General features: G+C 64.5%; 16 protein-coding genes and 1 pseudogene. 4 read left to right on the forward strand and 13 right to left on the reverse strand.

Going from position 1 to position 17,028, the window contains the following annotated elements:
* Positions 1 to 29 precede the first annotated feature (29 nt).
* Positions 30 to 2,447 carry a phenylalanine--tRNA ligase subunit beta gene (gene pheT / locus Q0C42_RS04685; RefSeq protein ID WP_295072642.1) on the forward strand — a complete coding sequence of 806 codons (2,418 nt, stop codon included), beginning with the start codon at positions 30 to 32 and terminating at the stop codon, positions 2,445 to 2,447.
* Between the two features lie 76 nt (positions 2,448 to 2,523).
* Here the strand turns inward: pheT and Q0C42_RS04690 are convergent, their stop codons facing one another.
* The 11 genes from Q0C42_RS04690 to panB all read right to left on the reverse strand — a co-directional run bounded on the left by Q0C42_RS04690 (position 2,524) and on the right by panB (position 12,492).
* Entirely contained in the window at positions 2,524 to 3,204 is a 681-nt protein-coding gene (locus tag Q0C42_RS04690) for a DUF1523 family protein (protein WP_295072645.1), read from the reverse strand.
* Between the two features lie 12 nt (positions 3,205 to 3,216).
* Positions 3,217 to 3,495: a hypothetical protein gene (locus Q0C42_RS04695; protein ID WP_295072647.1), complete on the reverse strand. Its 279-nt coding sequence runs from the start codon at positions 3,493 to 3,495 to the stop codon at positions 3,217 to 3,219.
* Positions 3,496 to 4,848 (reverse strand): DUF6638 family protein, encoded by a 1,353-nt coding sequence (locus Q0C42_RS04700; RefSeq protein WP_295072650.1) that lies wholly within the window; start codon positions 4,846 to 4,848, stop codon positions 3,496 to 3,498. It lies immediately after the preceding gene.
* Positions 4,845 to 5,741: a hypothetical protein gene (locus Q0C42_RS04705; protein ID WP_295072653.1), complete on the reverse strand. Its 897-nt coding sequence runs from the start codon at positions 5,739 to 5,741 to the stop codon at positions 4,845 to 4,847. Before Q0C42_RS04705 ends, Q0C42_RS04700 begins: the two co-directional genes overlap by 4 nt.
* A complete protein-coding gene (locus tag Q0C42_RS04710) occupies positions 5,738 to 6,121 on the reverse strand; it encodes a hypothetical protein (protein ID WP_295072655.1) in 384 nt (127 codons plus the stop codon). The genes Q0C42_RS04705 and Q0C42_RS04710 overlap by 4 nt, the downstream gene beginning before the upstream one ends.
* Positions 6,118 to 8,046, reverse strand: a complete 1,929-nt coding sequence (locus tag Q0C42_RS04715) for an ATP-binding protein (protein ID WP_295072658.1) — start codon at positions 8,044 to 8,046, stop codon at positions 6,118 to 6,120. Before Q0C42_RS04715 ends, Q0C42_RS04710 begins: the two co-directional genes overlap by 4 nt.
* Positions 8,047 to 8,117: 71 nt before the next feature.
* Entirely contained in the window at positions 8,118 to 9,245 is a 1,128-nt protein-coding gene (locus Q0C42_RS04720) for a hypothetical protein (protein ID WP_295072660.1), read from the reverse strand.
* A complete protein-coding gene (locus Q0C42_RS04725; protein WP_295072663.1) occupies positions 9,238 to 9,489 on the reverse strand; it encodes a hypothetical protein in 252 nt (83 codons plus the stop codon). The genes Q0C42_RS04720 and Q0C42_RS04725 overlap by 8 nt, the downstream gene beginning before the upstream one ends.
* 65 nt (positions 9,490 to 9,554) lie before the next feature.
* Positions 9,555 to 10,625 carry a hypothetical protein gene (locus tag Q0C42_RS04730; RefSeq protein ID WP_295072666.1) on the reverse strand — a complete coding sequence of 357 codons (1,071 nt, stop codon included), beginning with the start codon at positions 10,623 to 10,625 and terminating at the stop codon, positions 9,555 to 9,557.
* Between the two features lie 194 nt (positions 10,626 to 10,819).
* Positions 10,820 to 11,659, reverse strand: coding sequence for a pantoate--beta-alanine ligase (panC, locus tag Q0C42_RS04735; protein WP_295072669.1), 840 nt, complete (start codon positions 11,657 to 11,659; stop codon positions 10,820 to 10,822).
* On the reverse strand, positions 11,656 to 12,492 hold the full coding sequence (gene panB, locus Q0C42_RS04740) for a 3-methyl-2-oxobutanoate hydroxymethyltransferase (protein WP_295072672.1): 837 nt from the start codon (positions 12,490 to 12,492) through the stop codon (positions 11,656 to 11,658). The genes panC and panB overlap by 4 nt, the downstream gene beginning before the upstream one ends.
* Before the next feature lie 170 nt (positions 12,493 to 12,662).
* Between panB and Q0C42_RS04745 the strand changes: the two genes are divergently transcribed.
* The gene (locus tag Q0C42_RS04745; protein WP_295072674.1) at positions 12,663 to 13,004 is read left to right on the forward strand and encodes a cupin domain-containing protein; all 342 of its coding nucleotides are present in this window, start codon (positions 12,663 to 12,665) and stop codon (positions 13,002 to 13,004) included.
* Between the two features lie 196 nt (positions 13,005 to 13,200).
* On the opposite strand, the pseudogene Q0C42_RS04750 reads toward Q0C42_RS04745, so the two are convergent.
* Both Q0C42_RS04750 and Q0C42_RS04755 read right to left on the reverse strand, forming a co-directional pair.
* Positions 13,201 to 13,842: pseudogene (locus Q0C42_RS04750) on the reverse strand (L,D-transpeptidase); the annotation flags it as partial.
* A gap of 206 nt (positions 13,843 to 14,048) precedes the next feature.
* Positions 14,049 to 15,257, reverse strand: coding sequence for a M24 family metallopeptidase (locus Q0C42_RS04755; protein WP_295072846.1), 1,209 nt, complete (start codon positions 15,255 to 15,257; stop codon positions 14,049 to 14,051).
* Between the two features lie 233 nt (positions 15,258 to 15,490).
* On the opposite strand from Q0C42_RS04755, the gene Q0C42_RS04760 reads away from it, so the two are divergent.
* Positions 15,491 to 15,874, forward strand: coding sequence for a zf-TFIIB domain-containing protein (locus Q0C42_RS04760; protein WP_295072676.1), 384 nt, complete (start codon positions 15,491 to 15,493; stop codon positions 15,872 to 15,874).
* Positions 15,875 to 15,998: 124 nt separating this feature from the next.
* Entirely contained in the window at positions 15,999 to 17,003 is a 1,005-nt protein-coding gene (locus Q0C42_RS04765; protein ID WP_295072679.1) for a P1 family peptidase, read from the forward strand.
* Positions 17,004 to 17,028: the final 25 nt, after the last annotated feature.

Raw genomic sequence — 17,028 nt, forward strand, 5'->3', positions numbered from 1 at the left:
ATCCGGGCGCGACGTTTGGAGGCCTGCCGATGAAGTTCACCCTGTCCTGGCTGAAAGATCACCTCGACACCGAGGCCACGGTTGACGCGCTGGCCGAGGCGCTGACCGACCTTGGCCTTGAAGTCGAAGGCATCGAGGACCCCACCGCACAGCTGGGCGCCTTCCGCATTTGCCGTGTGATCGAAGCCGTGCAGCACCCCAACGCCGACCGCCTCCGCGTCTGCCGGGTGGAGACCTGGCCCGAGGGGCCGCAAGGCCGGTCCGAGGAAATCCAGGTCGTCTGCGGCGCGCCCAATGCCAAGACCGGCCTCGTCGGCGTCTTCGCCCCGCCCGGCACCCATGTGCCCGGCACCGGCGTCGATCTGAAACCCGGCAACATCCGCGGTGTGGATTCCAACGGGATGCTCTGCTCCGAACGCGAGCTGATGCTGTCGGACAATCACGACGGCATCATCGAATTGCCGGCTGACGCGCCCTTGGGTGTCCGCTACATCGACTGGAAGGGCCTGAACGACCCGGTGGTCGAGATCAAGGTCACCCCCAACCGTCCCGACGCGCTGGGCATCCACGGCATCGCCCGCGACTTGGCGGCTCGTGGCATGGGCACCTTGAAACCCATCTCCGCCACGCCGATCACCGGCAGCTTCCCCACCCCCATCGGCATCCACATCGCCCCCGAACTGAAAGCCAAAGGCTGCCCCCATTTCGCCGGTCGCCTGATCCGCGGCGTGAAGAACGGCGCCTCGCCCGACTGGATGCAGGCGCGGCTGAAGGCCATCGGGCTGCGGCCGATCTCGGCCTTGGTGGACATCACCAACTACTTCACCTTTGGGTTGAACCGTCCGCTGCACGTCTTCGACGCCGCAAAGGTGAAGGGCGACCTGCAGATCCGCCCCGCGAAGGACGGAGAGACCCTGCTGGCGCTGGACGGCAAGACCTATACCCTGACCCCCGGCCAGATGGTCATCAGTGACGACCACGGCCCGGAATCCCTCGCCGGGATCATGGGCGGCGAGGCGTCGGGCTGCACGCCCGAGACGACCGACGTCTTCCTGGAAAGCGCCTACTGGGACCCGATCACCATCGCCGCTACTGGGCGCGCGCTGAAGATCAACTCCGACGCCCGCTACCGGTTCGAGCGTGGCGTGGACCCTGCCTTCACCCTGCCCGGCCTGGAACTCGCAACGCAGATGATCCTCGATCTTTGCGGCGGCGAGGCGGGGACCGTCGTTCAGGACGGCGCGCCCATCGACCCGACCCGGACCTACCAGTTGAACCCCGCCCGGGTGATCAGCCTGGTCGGCATGGATATCCCCGAGGCCAGCCAGCGCGCCACGCTGGAGGCGCTCGGCTTCACCCTGAACGGCAACGATGTGACCCCGCCCACCTGGCGTCCCGACATCCTGGGCGACGCCGACCTGATCGAGGAAGTCGCCCGCATCGCCAGCCTGACCAAGCTGCAAGGCGCGCCGATGGCCCGGCAGCTTCCCGGAGTGCCGCGCCCGATCCTGACGGCGCTGCAGGTTCGCGAACGCACCGCCCGCCGCACCATCGCGGCCTTGGGCTACAACGAAGCCGTCACCTACAGCTTCATCGACGCCAAATCCGCAGCCCTGTTCGGCGGCGGCTCCGATGCGGTCCGCGTCGAAAACCCGATCTCGTCCGAGATGACGCACCTGCGTCCCGACCTCCTGCCCGGCCTGCTGGCGGCTGCGGCACGAAATCAGGCGCGCGGCTTCATGGACCTGTCGCTCTTCGAAATCGGCCCCGCCTTCCAGGGGGGCGAACCCGGCGACCAGCACCTGCAAGCCGCGGGCCTTCTGGTGGGGGCCGCCGCCCAGCGCGACCCGCATGGCAGCCGCCGGATGGTCGACGTCTTCGACGCCAAGGCGGATGCCGAGGCGGTGCTCGCGGCGTTGGGCGCACCGGCCAGAAACCAGATCACCCGCAAGGTTGCGGACTGGTGGCACCCCGGCCGCTCGGGCGTGATCGGACTTGGGCCGAACACCCTTGCGACCTTCGGCGAGGTTCACCCGCGCATCCTGCAGGCGATGGACGTCAAGGGCCCCGCCGTGGCCTTCACCATCCTGATCGCCAACGTCCCGGCGCCGAAAGTGAAGACCCCCACCCGCCCGGCGCTGGCCATCAGCGACCTGCAAGCGGTGGACCGCGACTTTGCCTTCGTGGTGGACGCCAAGGTCGAAGCCCTGACCGCCGTCAACGCCGCCATTGGTGCCGACAAGGCGCTGATCGAAAGCGTCCGCGTCTTCGACCAGTTCACCGGCGACAAGGCCGAGGCACAAATGGGCACGGCCAAGAAGTCCATCGCGCTCACCGTTCGCCTGCAACCGCAGGACAAGACGCTGACCGAAGCCGAAATCGAAGCCGTGTCGGCAAAGATCATCGAGAAGGTCACGAAGGCGACAGGCGGCGGCCTGCGGACTTGAGACCGCTTACCGCGTGCCTTCGGCGCTCTTCGCTACCCTAGCGAGGAGCGCACGAAGTGCGACGACGAGCGGTATGTCATCTCTTCGACCGCCACGTTCCGAACCAGGCCCCGATCCGTCCGAAGAAACCGCGCGCTTCCTTGCGGGCGTTCTCGACCCGTTGGCCTGCGGCGTCGAACGTGTCGCCCACATCGGCCAAGGCCGGGTCGACCATCCGCTCGCGGAATTGCAGCCACATCTTGCGGATCATGACGGCGACGAACAGCAGGACGACCAGCAGGATGATGTTGACCCAAGGGATCAGCGTCACGTCCGGCCCTTCGACCGGGGTGATGTTCACGGCGTTGGGGAAGATCGAGAAGATCGGCAGCCGCCAACCATAGTGCGTGATCGCCACCCATTGCGGGTTGGCCTTCTCGGACTTCAGGTTCTGCGCCTCGGCCTGCAGGGTGCTGCTGTCCCACTTGAAGTAGGGCGGCCAGAACCAGCCGGTATCCTCGTTGCGGTAGACCATCACGTGCTGGCCATCGGGGAAGACCGCGTCGATGAAGCGGATGTCGCGGATCGTGGCCGTCGTCTCGACCCCGGTCCCGGTGTCCTCGATCGAATAGAACATCCAGTTCCCGCCGATGGGCGTGTTCTTGTTGTAGGTGTTGATGATCTGCACCACATCACGCTGCGGCAGGGTGTAGTGCAGGAACAACCCGACGATCACCACCGCCAGAACCGCCAGGCCCCATTTGATCTTGGTCCACATGGGTCAGCTCCTTCAGTACCAGTTGATGTAGTAGATCGTCAGCGCAAACCCGATGGTCGGCAGGATATAGATAAGCCACAACAGGCGCTTTTTCAGCCCCTTGTCGTAATGAACCATCCCCGCTTCGATGAAGGCCCGGCGTTCTTCCGCCGTTTGCCCCTCACGTGCGGGGTCGGTGTCCCATTCCTTCTCCAGCTTTTCGCGCCGGACAGAACGCGAGTAGATGCCGGCGACGAAGTAGATGATCGTCAGCCCGATATACATGAAGAATGCTAGGCGCAGCCAACCCATCTACCGTCTCCCACCCCAAGGACCCACGACCGGGCGCGAGGGGCGGGGGCCCTCGGCCATCTGCGGGCGGTGCAACTCGTCCATGCTTGGCTCTGGCCCGAACAGCGCCGTCCGCGCGCCCTCACGGTCCACCTGATACTCCCGCGCCAGGAAGTCCGCCACGTAGGTCTTCTTCCGGTCGCTCCACGCCGCATACTGCGCGTAGAACAGCTCCTTGTGGACGATGAACATCTGCCGGACGTCCATCGGCGAAAGTTCGGACAGCAGCATGTTCACCAAGTCGCGGTCCGCGCCTGCCTTGCCGCGCAGTGTATAGAAATACGCCGGATGCTCTGACGTGATCTTTGGCCAGGGTCCCCCGGCCTCGACCCAGCGCAGCAGGGCCGCCAGCCCAAGGAACTCCTCCGGCAATGAGGAGCCCAGCTTGTAGGCCACCTTCCGAAGTTCCGTCCGCCGCGCATCGCCGATCTCGATCCCCAGCCGGTCGGCGGCATCGACAAGGATGAAGTCCATCTTCTGCCGCAGGATCGCCGCCGCATCGGTACCCCGCGCCTGGACGATCGGTTCGGTCAGGTTGTTGCGGTCCAGCCAATCCGCGATCTGGTTGCGATGCGTCAGGTCCATCACCTGCGCTACCGGCACCTCGCCCAGCGACTTCCAGTCCAGCGTCGAGATCGCCGCCGGAAACCGCACGTCGCGGAAGATGTAGACCCCGCCGAAATGGCTGGTCCAGTAGTTCTGCTGCGCGAAGGTCATCGCCGGCAGGCTGATCGGCACCCGCGTCACGTCGCCGGTCTTCTTCGCCAGCCCGATCATCTCTGCCACCAGCACATCATCGCGCCAGCCGTCGGGTTCCTGCCGGAAGCGCTCGATCAGCTTCGCGAGCTTCCCCGCATCCGCCACATGCCCGCCAATCGTATCCGCCTCGACCGTCACCTGCCGGATGTCGAACAGCTTGGCGGGCGTGTCGAACGCGTAGACCGAGTTCTGCAGCTCCCCCGCCACCGCATCCCGTGCCGTCAGCGCAAAGAGCTGCGCCTCGTTCTTCTCGATGAACTGCGTCAGGATCCCCCGGCTGGTGGAGAACTTGATGTTCAGCAAAGGCGCATCCTTCTGCGCCGTGGTCAGCAAGATGAACTGCCGGTTCGCCCCGTTGGGGTTGAGGTAGAGGTCATCCTTCAGCTCATCCCCGATCTCCGGCGAATAGCCCGACAGGTCGATGTGGAAATCGTCGAGCTTCGTGGTCTTGCCCGTCAGATGCTTGAGCGCCCGGTTGTAGCGTTCGACAAGGGCGGGCGAGGAGACCTCGATCAGGTTCCCGAACATCAGGCCGCGTTGGATGAGGCGTTTCATTTTGATCTTCGCCCACTTCTTTTCTTGAAGACAGTCAGCAACATCGTCACAGACTGAAGACATTCTCGAACGCGGAGTTCTTCAAGCTTGATCTCGTCCGCCTTCGATAAGTCATCTGATATTGCAACAATCTCTGCAAGCACGTCCCTAATTTCTTCGAGTTCGCTCGATCCCACACACTTAATTGATGAAAGATTCTCTTTGCCCACAGTAGAAAAGAAGCCAAGAGCCATCGACGCATTCTTGCCGATTATTATGGGCAATTTTCCAATTTCGGCCTCGGAACGACTCATAAAGGGACAGTAGATGAGATACGATCCGTCAATGCTGTCATCTGAGCGTATCTTGTGGGCTGAAAGATTCTCAAAGTTCCGCCCACGTGGCCCAGCTATTCCAATTGTCTTCTTGTGCTCTTGAAAGCGTGCAATCAGAAGATCAAAGTATCTATGAAGTGTATTTGAAGCCTCAACATGTCTGCGAGTCCGCTGTTCATCCAAGAAGATCTCTCCTTGTAGCTGGAGAGCGTTCACTTGCGCAGCCTGCGCCTGGGCCATCTGTTCTGAGGCCTTGCGTTGTGCACTCAATTCTCGCCTAGTCATAGCAAGCTCACGACGCTGCAGGCGCAGCTCATTGCCTTGCATCAAGACCGTCACAATGATCCACAGGAAGGCTAACGTTCCCGCAATTCCCGCAATCGTGTCCCCAATTTCGTTTGGCGACGCATTCCAGAAGGCTCGCCACCTTGGCAACTTGCTTTCGGCAACTTCTCCGAACGACAACAGGATGACTAGGCCGAAGATTCCAATCGTCGCAAAGGTTCCAAATCGCAGGTATCCGTTCGTCGCTCGCCAGCGGGCGAGCAGGCGGAGGCCAGGTTTTGGTTTTCGGCTCACCCCTTCCCCCCCTCATCCACCATCCGCATCCCGATCCGCCGGTTCATCTCCTGCGCCTTCACCAGCCAGACGAACCCCAGCACCGGCCCCCACAACAGCGCGAACAAGGCCGAGCGGCCCAGGAAGAACCCCGCCCGCTCGACCGGAGCCGCCAGAATCCCCGCCATCACCCCGTCATTGATCGCCGCATACAGCCCCACCGCCAGCACGGCCCCCACGACCAGAGCCACCACAGCCGTCTTCACCACCGCCCAGGCCAGCACCCGCTGCGACAGGCTCCCGCGCCCCGCGAACCACCCCGGCAGCAGCGCCACCAGCGCGCTCAGCCCCGCCAGTGGCAGGATGGAGTTCCACAGGGTCAGGCGAAGCGCCTCACTCAACCCTTCCCCTCCAGATACCGCCGCTTCGCCTCTTCCGTCCGGCCAAAGTCACGCACCATCCCCTGAATGGCCACCTCGTCCGACTTGTCGGCATAGCGGAACTCGCTGTCGGCGTAGCGGTTGATCTCCTGGATCACCATCTCGACCGAGATCGGCGTCATCAGCCCCCGGATCATCGCCAGCTTTTCGTCATAGGGCTTGAAGAGGAACAGGTCCGGCTGTTCCATCCACTCATCCGGCAGTTCAAAGTCCATCGCGCGGACCTTGACCGCATCGGTGATGTTCTTGATCGCCCGCCCGGTGAACCGCTCATCCGCCGTCTGGATCGCCTTCAGGTAGGCGCCGATCTTGGCGATGGTATCCAAGGGGCCGATGTCCTTGGCGACCTTCTCCCACACCGTCAGCAGCCCCGCCTCATGGGGCCGGGAGTGGCCTTCGAAGCTGGCGGCGACGGCCTTCTTGATCTCCTGCGCAGCGAACAGCTCATGGTCCCCGACCGGGATCGCGTGGTTCTTGCCCAGAAGCAGCGAGAGGATGTCGATGTAATCCTCCTTCGACTGCGGCCCGTCGACCAGAAACCGCGCCCCGGCCCGCTGGCGCAAGGCGTCGTCTACGTTCTCGGGGTAGTTACTGAACATCCCGAAGGTGCAGTTCCCCCGCACCACCGTCCCCGCGCCGGCGAAGGCCTGCATGAAGACCGCCGTTACCTCTTGCTGGCCCGCGCTGGACTGCCGGTCCCCCCGCTTGCCCGCCACCTGGTCGATGTCGTCGATGGTGCCAAAGCCGATCACCGAGGGGTCCAGCACCGCGTCGATGAAGGCCTTCGCGTTCTGGCCGGACTTGCCCTGATAGCTGTCGATCTGGTCGATGCTGAAGTTCTGGTAGCGGAACGGATACCCCGCCACCTTGCAGTAATCATTGAGCAATCCCGCCATCATCTGGATCAGCGTGGTCTTCCCCGTCCCAGGCTTGCCATCCCCCATGAAGGTGAAGATGAACCCGCCCAGTTCCGCAAACGGGTTCAGCCGCCGTTCGAAATCATAGGCCATCAGCATCTTCGACAGTCGCAGCGACTGGTACTTGGCGATGTGGTTGCCCACCACCTCATGCGGCTTCTTGAAGGCCATGGCGATCATGCCGCCCTTCGCCGCCTTGGCCGGCTTGAAGCCCGCAATGGTCAGCCCATCCGCCTCCACCTTCCACGAGGCCCCCGTGAACACGGACACCCGCGCGCCATTCTCCGCCCGGATCTGCACCTTCTTCATCAGCGCCTCGGCAAAGGCCGACACCACCGCCACCAGCTTCACATCATCCGTCGCCAGCGCCCCGATGTCCTGATCCAGCTCCCACAAGACGCCCTGCAACGCCAGCGGGGCATTGTCGGTCAGAACCTCCTCCACCTCGCCCAGCTCGACGGTCGCGGTCCCGACATGCGGCGCGATCAGATAGGCCAGCGCATTGCCGAAGGTGAACAGCACCACCAGAGCTTCACCCGCCAGAAGCTCCCCGAACTCCCCGCGCCGCGGTTCCGGCACCCGCCCCTCCAGGTTCGCCCGCTTCAACTCCGCGAGCCCCGACTGGGCGGCGAACGTCTCCCCCATCGCCAGCGCAATCGCCAGCGACCGCCGCAAAGCATTCAGCACCGCCGCCTGCACCGGCGAGACCAGCCCGTCGCCAAGCCCCTCGACCCGCTCGGACAGCCGCACCCCACCCGGCCGCGCCGTCGACCGCGTCGCCATCCCCGGCACCGTCGACCGGAACGTCGGCCGTGTTCCCACGCCGGGAGACCGCTCCACTTGCGCCGCCACGACCAAAGGCTTCGCCAACCGCGGCGCATGATCGAAGCCCAGGACCATCCCCAGCGCCGCCTCGTACTGCGCCCGGATCGTCTCTTCCTTCAGCTCCATCGTGTCGCGCGTGCTCATCGGCAAAAACCCTTTCATCTGTCCACAAATATCCCGGGGGTCCGGGGGCTGGCCCCCGGGGGGTCCGCAAATCACAACGTCGGAATAAGCCGCCCCCCGGCCCCGACGACAAACTTCCGCAACCCCTGCAACCCCTTGGGGTCCTGCTCGACCAGAACCTGATAGGGCTTCTCCGGCAGGATGATCATCCGGTCCTGCCGCGTAGCCCCCAGTTCCGCCCCGGCCACCGCGTCCAGCTTGTAGACCTGCCGCCCGACAGTGGAGAACCAGCCGTCCTTCACCTCTTCCTCGCGGTCGCTGATCAGATCCTCGACCGTCCAGACCAGCGCCCAATCCTCGCCTTCGGGGGCCTTCGCGCCCTCCAGCACCTTGGAAATCGGCCCCGATTGCAGCGTGAAGCTGGCAGAATACATCGGCCCCAGGATGATCCGCCGCAGCCGTTTCGGGTGCAGGTCGGCGAAGTCCTTGTCGAACCCCGTCGCGATGGTCAAAAGCTTCAACCCGCCCACCGACTGCGCCATCAGCGCGGCCTGCGCTTGCGGCCAGCGGTAGGCGTCATTCAGGATCGGCCGTTTGCCGCTGTCCTCCAGGTCCATGAGGTACACCACCGGCAGGTTGACCTGAGTGTCCCAGACCGCCCAATGCACCAGGAAATGCCGCCGCTCGCCCAGATCCTCGATCCACTGCGCATCGGGGTCGTTCCTGGCCCAGAACATGCCCCCCGCGGCCAAGGCCTCATAGTAGTACCGCTGCGACAGCGCGAACTGCAGCGCCGTTGGGATCGTCTGGTCGCCGACGATCTGCCGCACCATCCGGTCCTTCAGCTCGGCTTCCGAGGGCATCCCGGCCAGATGCTTCTCGGCCTGCTGGGCATCGACCGCCATGGTCATCAGTTCCTGCGCGACCGGAAACCCGCTTTCATGCCGGTCGATGGTCAGCCGAGGCGCCGTCTCTCCCCGCCCGGTCATCAGGTACTTGTGCGACAGCGCCCGGAAGGTCCCAGCGACGGCGGTCAGATACCGCCCCAGCACCCGAGCCTCGGTCCGGCTCAGCCGCCCCTCCGCCTCCATCTCCGCCGCTACCCGGCCCAGATGCCCGGTGATCCGGACGAACTTGGCAAAGTAGCGCCGCGCGACGAGCGTGTCGTAAAGCTCGTGATGGTCCGAGGTGAGGACGTCTTTGACGGTGGGGTCAGCCATCGCGGTTGCGACCTTCGGGGTCTAGCCAGAGAAAAAGTGACATCGGACCTAGGGCCATTTGCCTCCGGTATCGGTCGTTGCCTTCAAGGAGACGATGATAGAACGCCTTTTGCACGGGTCGCATGAGCCCACCAAACAGCAGCAGAACACACCCAAAGAAGGCAAGCGCGATGCAGATGTTTGCTGCAATCATGCCCAAGTCTTTCCTGCCGTTCTCGGTCAACAGATAGATGGCTCCAAACATGAGACCCGCAAGGAGCAACAAGATTGCTCCCCACTTCCTGCTCCACCGAGTTTGATCGCTAAAGGTCACTCGCCATACGCGTTCTTGTCGTGCTTCTCGACAATCGAGGCAAACCGGCGCGCGAACCGCTCATCCGCCTTCGCCTTCTGCTCAAGGATCGCCCTTGCGAACACCATGTGCCCCTCATGCGCTTCCAGCATGTCGGCCATCTTGTCGTTGGTCGCCGCCCCGATCGCCGCCATCGCGGTCTGGGCTTCCTGGTCGGTCTTCACCCCGATCTCGTTGATCCGGTGCGCCACGTCCTGCTGCTGGGCCGTCTTCAACGAAGACGTCAAAGCATCGTACAGCACCACCCGCTGCTTGGTGTCCGTCTGCAGCTTGTTGATCAGCACCAGCTGCGTCGCCGCCTGGTTCTGCAGGGAGTCGACCCAGGTCTTGCCCTTCTCGATATAGCGCTCCAGCGTCTGCGACTTCGCCAGCTTCACTTGCTCGTCCTGAACCAGCGCGTTGTACTGCGCGTTCAGGTTGGCAAGTTCCGTCTCCAGCTTGGTCCGCGCGGCGGCGTCCTGCTCGACGCTGATCCGGTTCTCCAGCTCGATGATCCTCGGGTCCAGTGAGGCGACTTCCTTTCGCACCGCCTCCAGGGCACCCACGGTTTCTTCCCGTTCGGTCAGGGTCGAGGCGAGGTTCCCCTCCACCCGCGTCTTCTGCACGTTCAGAAGGTCAAGCTGGCCCTGCAGCAGCTTCACGATCACATCGGATTTCGCGATGAGGTCCTGCAGCTTGTCGTCGATGGTGGCCGCACGCATCCGTTCCTGACGCATCGATTCCGCCTTGGCGGACGAGAAGATGCCGATGAAGGTCTCCATCCCCGTCTTTGACCGCATCTCGGCAAACTCGGCCGAGAAGCCGGCGGTCACGTCGTCCAGCCCCATGATCAGCTCGGCGATATTGGCGTTCATCAGGTCGGTGTGCTTGCTGACGTCCTCCAGCGTGGCGTTTTCCACGTCCAGCTGGACGCCCTGGTCAAGCTTGGTGCGCGCGGCTTCTATCCGGCTGGTGATGGCGGAAATCTTCGCCTGCGCCTGCGCGACCTGAGCCTGGCTTTCCTTGATCTGCGTTTCGAAATCGGCCATCCGACCCTCCGTTGAACTTCGTTTGCATCACATAGTGATGTAACAGAGAATTACATCATTCCGGCGCCGGTTTTTCGGACTGCCAACGGCCTAAGTCTTGCAGCAACTTGCGGCCCCCGCCAAGTGCGGAATGGCGGTCCCGGCCCGACTGGCAGGATGCCTCCGGCGGGGATATTTGTACCAGTATGAAAGGCCTAGACCGGAATGTTGTCGATCAGGCGCACGCCATCGACCCAGGCGGCGGCGAGCATCCGGCGCGGGCGGCGGGGGTCGTCCGAGGGCATCAGCGTTTCGGCGTCGCGCAGCTCGATGTATTCCACCCGCTCGAACCCTGCCTCCCGCATGGTCTCGGCCGCCTCGCGGATCGCCATGCGGTCGGCGTGACCGACGCGGATGTCCTGCGCGGCGCGGGTGATGGCGGCGTAAAGGACCGGGGCCTTGGCGCGGCCTTCGGGGGTCAGGCGGACGTTGCGCGAGGACATGGCCAGACCGTCAGCCTCACGGATCGTTTCGCAGCCGACGACCTGAACGGGCAGGTTCAGGTCGCGCACGAGGCGGAGGACGACCTGCAGCTGCTGCCAGTCCTTCTGTCCGAAGTAGCCGTTGTCGGCGAGCGTCATGCCGAACAGCTTGGTCACCACCGTCGCCACGCCGTCGAAATGGCCGGGGCGCATGTAGCCTTCCAGCGGCTGGGCCACGCCCTGCATCGTGACGTTGGTGATGAAGCCGTCGGGGTAGACCTCTTCGACCGGGGGGGCGAAGATCGCGTCGACCGGGACCGTGGCCAGGAGGGCGGCGTCGGCCTCTTCGCTGCGGGGGTATTTCTTCAGGTCGTCGGGGTTGTTGAACTGCTTGGGGTTCACGAAGATCGTGGTGATGACCCGGTCGCATTCGGCCCGCGCCCGCTGCGCCAAGGAGAGATGCCCGTCATGCAGCGCGCCCATCGTCGGGACCACGCCCACGGTTTCGCCCTGCGCCTTCCAGCCGCGCGCCAAAGCCCGCAGGTCGGATACCGTCCGGATGATCGGGGTCATGTCTTGTCTTTCGCGGGCAGGACGTCGGGGAAGGAATGTTCGGCTGCCGGGAAGCTGCGCGACCTGACCTCGGCGGCATAGGCGGCGATGGCCGCGTCGGCGGTTTTGCCTAGCTCGGCATAACGCTTGACGAATTTGGGGCGGAAGTCGGTGAAAAGCCCCAGCATGTCATCGACCACCAGCACCTGCCCGTCGCAATCCACGCCCGCGCCGATCCCGATGGTCGGGATTGCCAGCGCCTTGGTGATGCGCCCGGCCAGACCCTCGGGCACCTTCTCCAGCACCACGGAAAAGGCCCCTGCGGCCTCGACCGCCTTGGCGTCGGCCATCACCTTGTCGGCCTCATCCGCGCGGCCCACGACCTTGTAGCCGCCCAGCGTGTTCACCGACTGCGGGGTCAGGCCGATATGCGCCATCACCGGGACGCCGCGCTGGGTCAGGAAGGCGATGGTTTCGGCCATGTGCTGCCCGCCCTCCAATTTGACCGCCGGGGCGCCGGTTTCGGCCATCAGGCGGCTGGCGTTGCGGAAAGCCTGCTGCGGGCTTTCCTCGTAGGACCCGAAGGGCATGTCGATCACCGGCATCGACTTCTGACAGCCGCGGACCACGGCGCGGCCGTGGAGGATCATCATCTCCATCGTCACGCCCAGGGTGGAGGGCATCCCGTGGATCACCATGCCCACCGAGTCACCCACCAGAGCGATGTCGCAATGCGCGTCGACCAGCCGGGCCACGGGGGTGGAATAGGCCGTCAGCACCACCAGCGGCGCACTGCCCTTGCGGGCGCGGATATCGGGGGGAAGCACGGGCCGGACGGGGGAAGTGGCGCTCATCTTCGGGCCTCGCAGCGTGGGGCGCTTTCGCAATCTGCCTTGCATATGGGCACAACCCCACCCTCTCCGCAACATAATTGCGCCGCAGCGCAGCACCGCCGACCGCAGCGTCACGGGGTTGACCCGACCGGCGGCTAAGTCCTGAATGCGGCCGTCAAAGGGAGAGCACCATGACCCTCATCCAGCGCGTCAGCCGCGACGGGACGGCACCAGAGATCGGCGGCCCTGATCCGGAGCGGCTGATTTCCGGCAACCCGGTCCACAGCACCTGGAACCTTGAGGAGCGCGACGGGCTTTACTGCGGACTCTGGCAGTCCACTCCGGGCAAGTGGCGGGTGAAGTACAGCGAGTGGGAGTACTTCCGCATCCTGTCGGGCTATTCGCTGCTGACGAGCGCAGACGGCACTGTCACCCAGTTGCACCCGGGCGACAGCATGATCATCCGCCCGGGTTTCGAGGGCACCTGGGAGGTCGTGCAGACCACCCTGAAGGATTATGTCATCCGGCTGTAGAACTGTCCGAGGTCCCGACCGTCACGACGGCGGCGGGTGCCTCCGGGCGCGGGCATTCCTCGGCCGCGATGCCGCGACGTTCGCAGGCAGCAAGGCGCTTCCTTTCAGCCTTTTCCGCGGCGGCCTTGTCTCGCGCGTCCTTCTTGGCAAGGGCGGCGGCTTCCTTTTCCTTGCGGGCGATGTTCTCGGGCGTCTCGGGGACCAGACGGCCATAGGCGTCGATCATCTGCGGGCCTTCCAGCGCCAGACTTTCCATCTCGTCCCGCACTTTGACCCGGGTGCCATTCGGCACCTTGTTGTACAGGTCGATGGCGTCCTGGTTGAACAGGCGGATGCAGCCCGCGCTGGTCGCATGGCCGATCGAGGCCGCGTCCGCCGTGCCGTGGATGCGGAACATCGTGTCCCGGTTGCCGCGATAAAGGTACAGCGCCCGGGCACCCAGGGGGTTCGTCAGCCCGCCCGGCAGACCACCGGCATAGGCCGCGTAAAGGTCGGGCCGGGTGCGGATCATGTTCGCCGTAGGCGTCCACGACGGCCACTCCGCCTTCCTCCCGATGACACCCGTGCCACGGAACGACATCCCCTCACGCCCGACGGCGATGGGATAGCGCGTCGCGGTCCCGCCTTCGTTCACCAGGTAGAGCTTGCGCGCGAAGGTATCGACGACCACCGTGCCCGGAGCCTCGGGGCCGGTATAGGCCACTTCCACCCGCCGGTTGCCATCGTACAGGTACTGCGCCGGCACCGGTTCGATGAAGAACTCACCGTCCTGGATGCCCTCGTAGCCAGGCACGACATCGGGTTGCTTCTGGGTGGTCCCTGCGCAGGCGGCAAGCATGGGCAGGGCGAGGATCGCGAGGATCCGTGCGAAAGACTGGGTCAATTTGGCAGACTCATCTAAGGGCAGCTATGGTCACCTTGCGCCACGTCAACCCGCATCCGTCAAGGAAAAAGCGCAAGTTTTTCCGAATCTTCGCTGGCAAGGCTGGAACGGAAACGGCGTTGCGCCGATTCCGTTCCCTGTCCTAATCGAACCTTCCGCTTTTAGCCGACGACGTTGAAGGCCGGCCCGTAGGGGTAGTGCGTGATGTCCTCGGGCTCGTCCTCGGTCACGACGAAGATGTCGTGCTCGCGGTAGCCACCGGCACCCGGCATCCCTTCCGGAATCGTCAGCATCGGCTCCATGCTGATGACCATCCCCGGCTCCAGCACCGTGTCGATGTCCTCGCGCAGTTCCAGCGCCGCCTCGCGGCCATAGTAGTGCGACAGGATGCCGAACGAGTGGCCATAACCGAAGGTCCGGTATTGCAGCATCTGCCGCTCGGCCAGGAACTCGTTGATCTTCATGGTGATCTCGGCACACGAGGCGCCGGGCTTCAGAAGCTTCATCCCGAATTCATGGCTGTCGATGTTGGTCTGCCAGACCCGCATCGAGGCATCGTCCACCTCGCCCACGAACAGCGTCCGCTCCAGCGCGGTGTAGTAGCCGCTGATCATCGGGAAGCAGTTCAGCGACAGGATATCGCCATGCTGCAGCTTGCGGTTCGTGACCGGGTTGTGCGCGCCGTCGGTGTTGATCCCGGACTGGAACCAGACCCAGGTATCCCGGTATTCGGCATCGGGGAAACGCTTGGCAATCTCCCGCTCCATCGCATCCCGACCCGCAATCGAAATCTCCAGCTCCGTCGCCCCCACCGCAATCGCCTCGCGGATGGCATAGCCGCCCACGTCGGCCACGTTCGACCCATGCTTGATCAGTGCGATCTCGGCCGCGGATTTCGTCATCCGCTGGTGCATCGTCGCCGGCGCGATATCCATCCCGCGCTTCGGCTTCAGGAAGGTGTTGAACTTCTCGGCCCGCTCCATCGTCAGATGGTCGGCCTCGCAACCCACCGCCTTGCCGACGCCCGTGACCGAGGCCACCGCCCGCCACATGTTGTCACGCGCCCAGTCGGTGTAGGTGATGTTGTCCCCGATCGACCGGCGCCAGGGCTGGCCCGCATCGATGCCCGCGCTGATCGTCACGCATTCGGTCTTGGTGACGACACAGGCGTAGGGCCGCCCGAACGAGCAGTACAGGAAGCCCGAATAGTAGGCGACGTTGTGCATCGAGGTCAGGACGACGGCGTCCAACTCGTGCATTTCCATGATGTCGCGCAGGCCCGCCAAGCGGTCATGGTATTCCTGATCGGCGAAGGGCAGCGTGTCTTTCTTCCCGCCATTGTGGAAGCGGTACATCTCGGGACGGTTCAACGACATTTCCAGACCTCATTTCCAAGGGTCCGGACATATGTCCAAGGGACCCCGAAAGGTCCCGGCGTACAGGACGGAAGCGGGATCATCCCCACAAGCGTCGGGGTCAAAGAACCCCTGCGGCGACGCCATCGCCACGGCTCGCTTCCTAAATGCGCCTTCGCAACAAATCGCGCAAGTGTCTTTCCGACCCTTGCTTGGCCGGTTTGCGACCCCATCTAAAGCCGGTGAACATGGCAATGGAGATGATGATGCGCTGTCCGGTCGACAATGAAACCCTGGTGATGTCAGATCGCGGCGGCGTCGAGATCGACTATTGCCCGAAATGCCGCGGCGTCTGGCTGGACCGGGGCGAGCTGGACAAGATCATCGAGCGTTCGCTTGGTGGTCCGGCGGCTGCGCCTGCACCCACGCCGCAGCAGGCCATCCAGCAGCACGCGCCTGCACCCGTGCACGCGCCCGCGCCTGCGCCAGTGTACCAGCCCGAACCGCGCGCTCCGCAAGGTTACCGCGACGACGACCGCCGCGGTCACCGGGACTATGACGATGACGACCACAAGTACGGCTACAAGAAGAAGCGCAAGGAAAGCTTCCTGAAGGATATCTTCGACTTCTAGGCCGGACTTTTTCGAACGCCCCTCGTCGACTTCGTCGCTCGTCGCTGTCCCCTCGCGAAGAGAAGACGAAGTTGGGCGAGGAGCAATTGCTTGCGCCCGCGCCGGACTGCGCTAGCCTGATCCGATGCGTCCCGGCCCCCGCAACCTCATCACCGATGTCACCGGCCTGCGGGTCGGCAACGCGGACGACGCCGCCCTCCGCTCCGGCACCACCGTGCTGACCGCCGACCAGCCCTTCGTGGCCGCCGTGCATCTCATGGGCGGCTCTCCCGGCACGCGTGAGACTGACCTTCTGGCCCCGGACCGCATGGTGCAGGAGGTGGACGCGATTTTCCTGTCGGGTGGCTCTGCCTTCGGTCTGGACGCAGGCCAGGGCATCATGCAGGGCCTGCGCGATGCCGGGCGTGGCTTTGCCGTCGGGCCGGTCCGCGTGCCCATCGTGCCGGGGGCCATCGTCTTCGACCTCCTGAACGGCGGCGACAAGGACTGGGCTCACAGCCCCTATCCCGCGCTTGGTCGCCACGCCTTCGACGCCGCCACCGACGACTTTGCCCTTGGCACCGCCGGGGCCGGATATGGCGCGATGACCGGCACCCTGAAGGGCGGCCTTGGCTCGGCCTCCTGTGTCCTGCCCTCCGGCCTGACAGTCGGGGCGCTTGTCGTGGTTAACGCGCTGGGTCAGGGGAACGTGGGCGAGACGCCGCACTTCTGGGCCGCACCTTGGGAGGAAGGCACCGAATTCGGCGGTCTTGGTCCTGCGCCGTTTCTGCCGCAGGACGCGCCCCTGCCGCGCAAGCGGTTGGGCGAGGCCACGACTATCGCCATCGTCGCCACGGATGCGACCCTGACCAAGGCGCAAGCGCATCGCATGGCCGTGGCAGCGCACGACGGAATGGCGCGGGCGCTGGTCCCCTCGCACACGCCGCTGGACGGTGACCTGGTGTTCAGCGTCGCAACGGGCGGCAAGCCGTTGCAAGACCCCCTGACCGACAGCTTCCAGCTTGGCCATGCCGCCGCCACCTGCCTGGCCCGCGCCATCGCCCGGGCGGTCTATCTGGCGCGGTCCGAACCCCTGGACCTGCAACCGACATGGCACTCACGCTTTGGGGAGAGGGGCGCTGCCCGCTGAGCCAGGCGTCCCGTCTCTCCGCCCG

The organism is Tabrizicola sp., assembly GCF_022842145.1.
GTDB lineage: Bacteria > Pseudomonadota > Alphaproteobacteria > Rhodobacterales > Rhodobacteraceae > Tabrizicola.

Coding starts and splice junctions, on each gene's coding strand:
- Q0C42_RS04725 (WP_295072663.1), bottom strand. CDS start 9,489: ATGTTTGGAGCCATCTATCTGTTGACCGAGAACGGCAGGAAAGACTTG.
- panB (WP_295072672.1), bottom strand. CDS start 12,492: ATGAGCGCCACTTCCCCCGTCCGGCCCGTGCTTCCCCCCGATATCCGC.
- Q0C42_RS04765 (WP_295072679.1), top strand. CDS start 15,999: ATGCGTCCCGGCCCCCGCAACCTCATCACCGATGTCACCGGCCTGCGG.
- pheT (WP_295072642.1), top strand. CDS start 30: ATGAAGTTCACCCTGTCCTGGCTGAAAGATCACCTCGACACCGAGGCC.
- panC (WP_295072669.1), bottom strand. CDS start 11,659: ATGACCCCGATCATCCGGACGGTATCCGACCTGCGGGCTTTGGCGCGC.
- Q0C42_RS04760 (WP_295072676.1), top strand. CDS start 15,491: ATGGCAATGGAGATGATGATGCGCTGTCCGGTCGACAATGAAACCCTG.
- Q0C42_RS04715 (WP_295072658.1), bottom strand. CDS start 8,046: ATGAGCACGCGCGACACGATGGAGCTGAAGGAAGAGACGATCCGGGCG.
- Q0C42_RS04695 (WP_295072647.1), bottom strand. CDS start 3,495: ATGGGTTGGCTGCGCCTAGCATTCTTCATGTATATCGGGCTGACGATC.
- Q0C42_RS04720 (WP_295072660.1), bottom strand. CDS start 9,245: ATGGCTGACCCCACCGTCAAAGACGTCCTCACCTCGGACCATCACGAG.
- Q0C42_RS04700 (WP_295072650.1), bottom strand. CDS start 4,848: ATGAAACGCCTCATCCAACGCGGCCTGATGTTCGGGAACCTGATCGAG.
- Q0C42_RS04745 (WP_295072674.1), top strand. CDS start 12,663: ATGACCCTCATCCAGCGCGTCAGCCGCGACGGGACGGCACCAGAGATC.
- Q0C42_RS04690 (WP_295072645.1), bottom strand. CDS start 3,204: ATGTGGACCAAGATCAAATGGGGCCTGGCGGTTCTGGCGGTGGTGATC.
- Q0C42_RS04730 (WP_295072666.1), bottom strand. CDS start 10,625: ATGGCCGATTTCGAAACGCAGATCAAGGAAAGCCAGGCTCAGGTCGCG.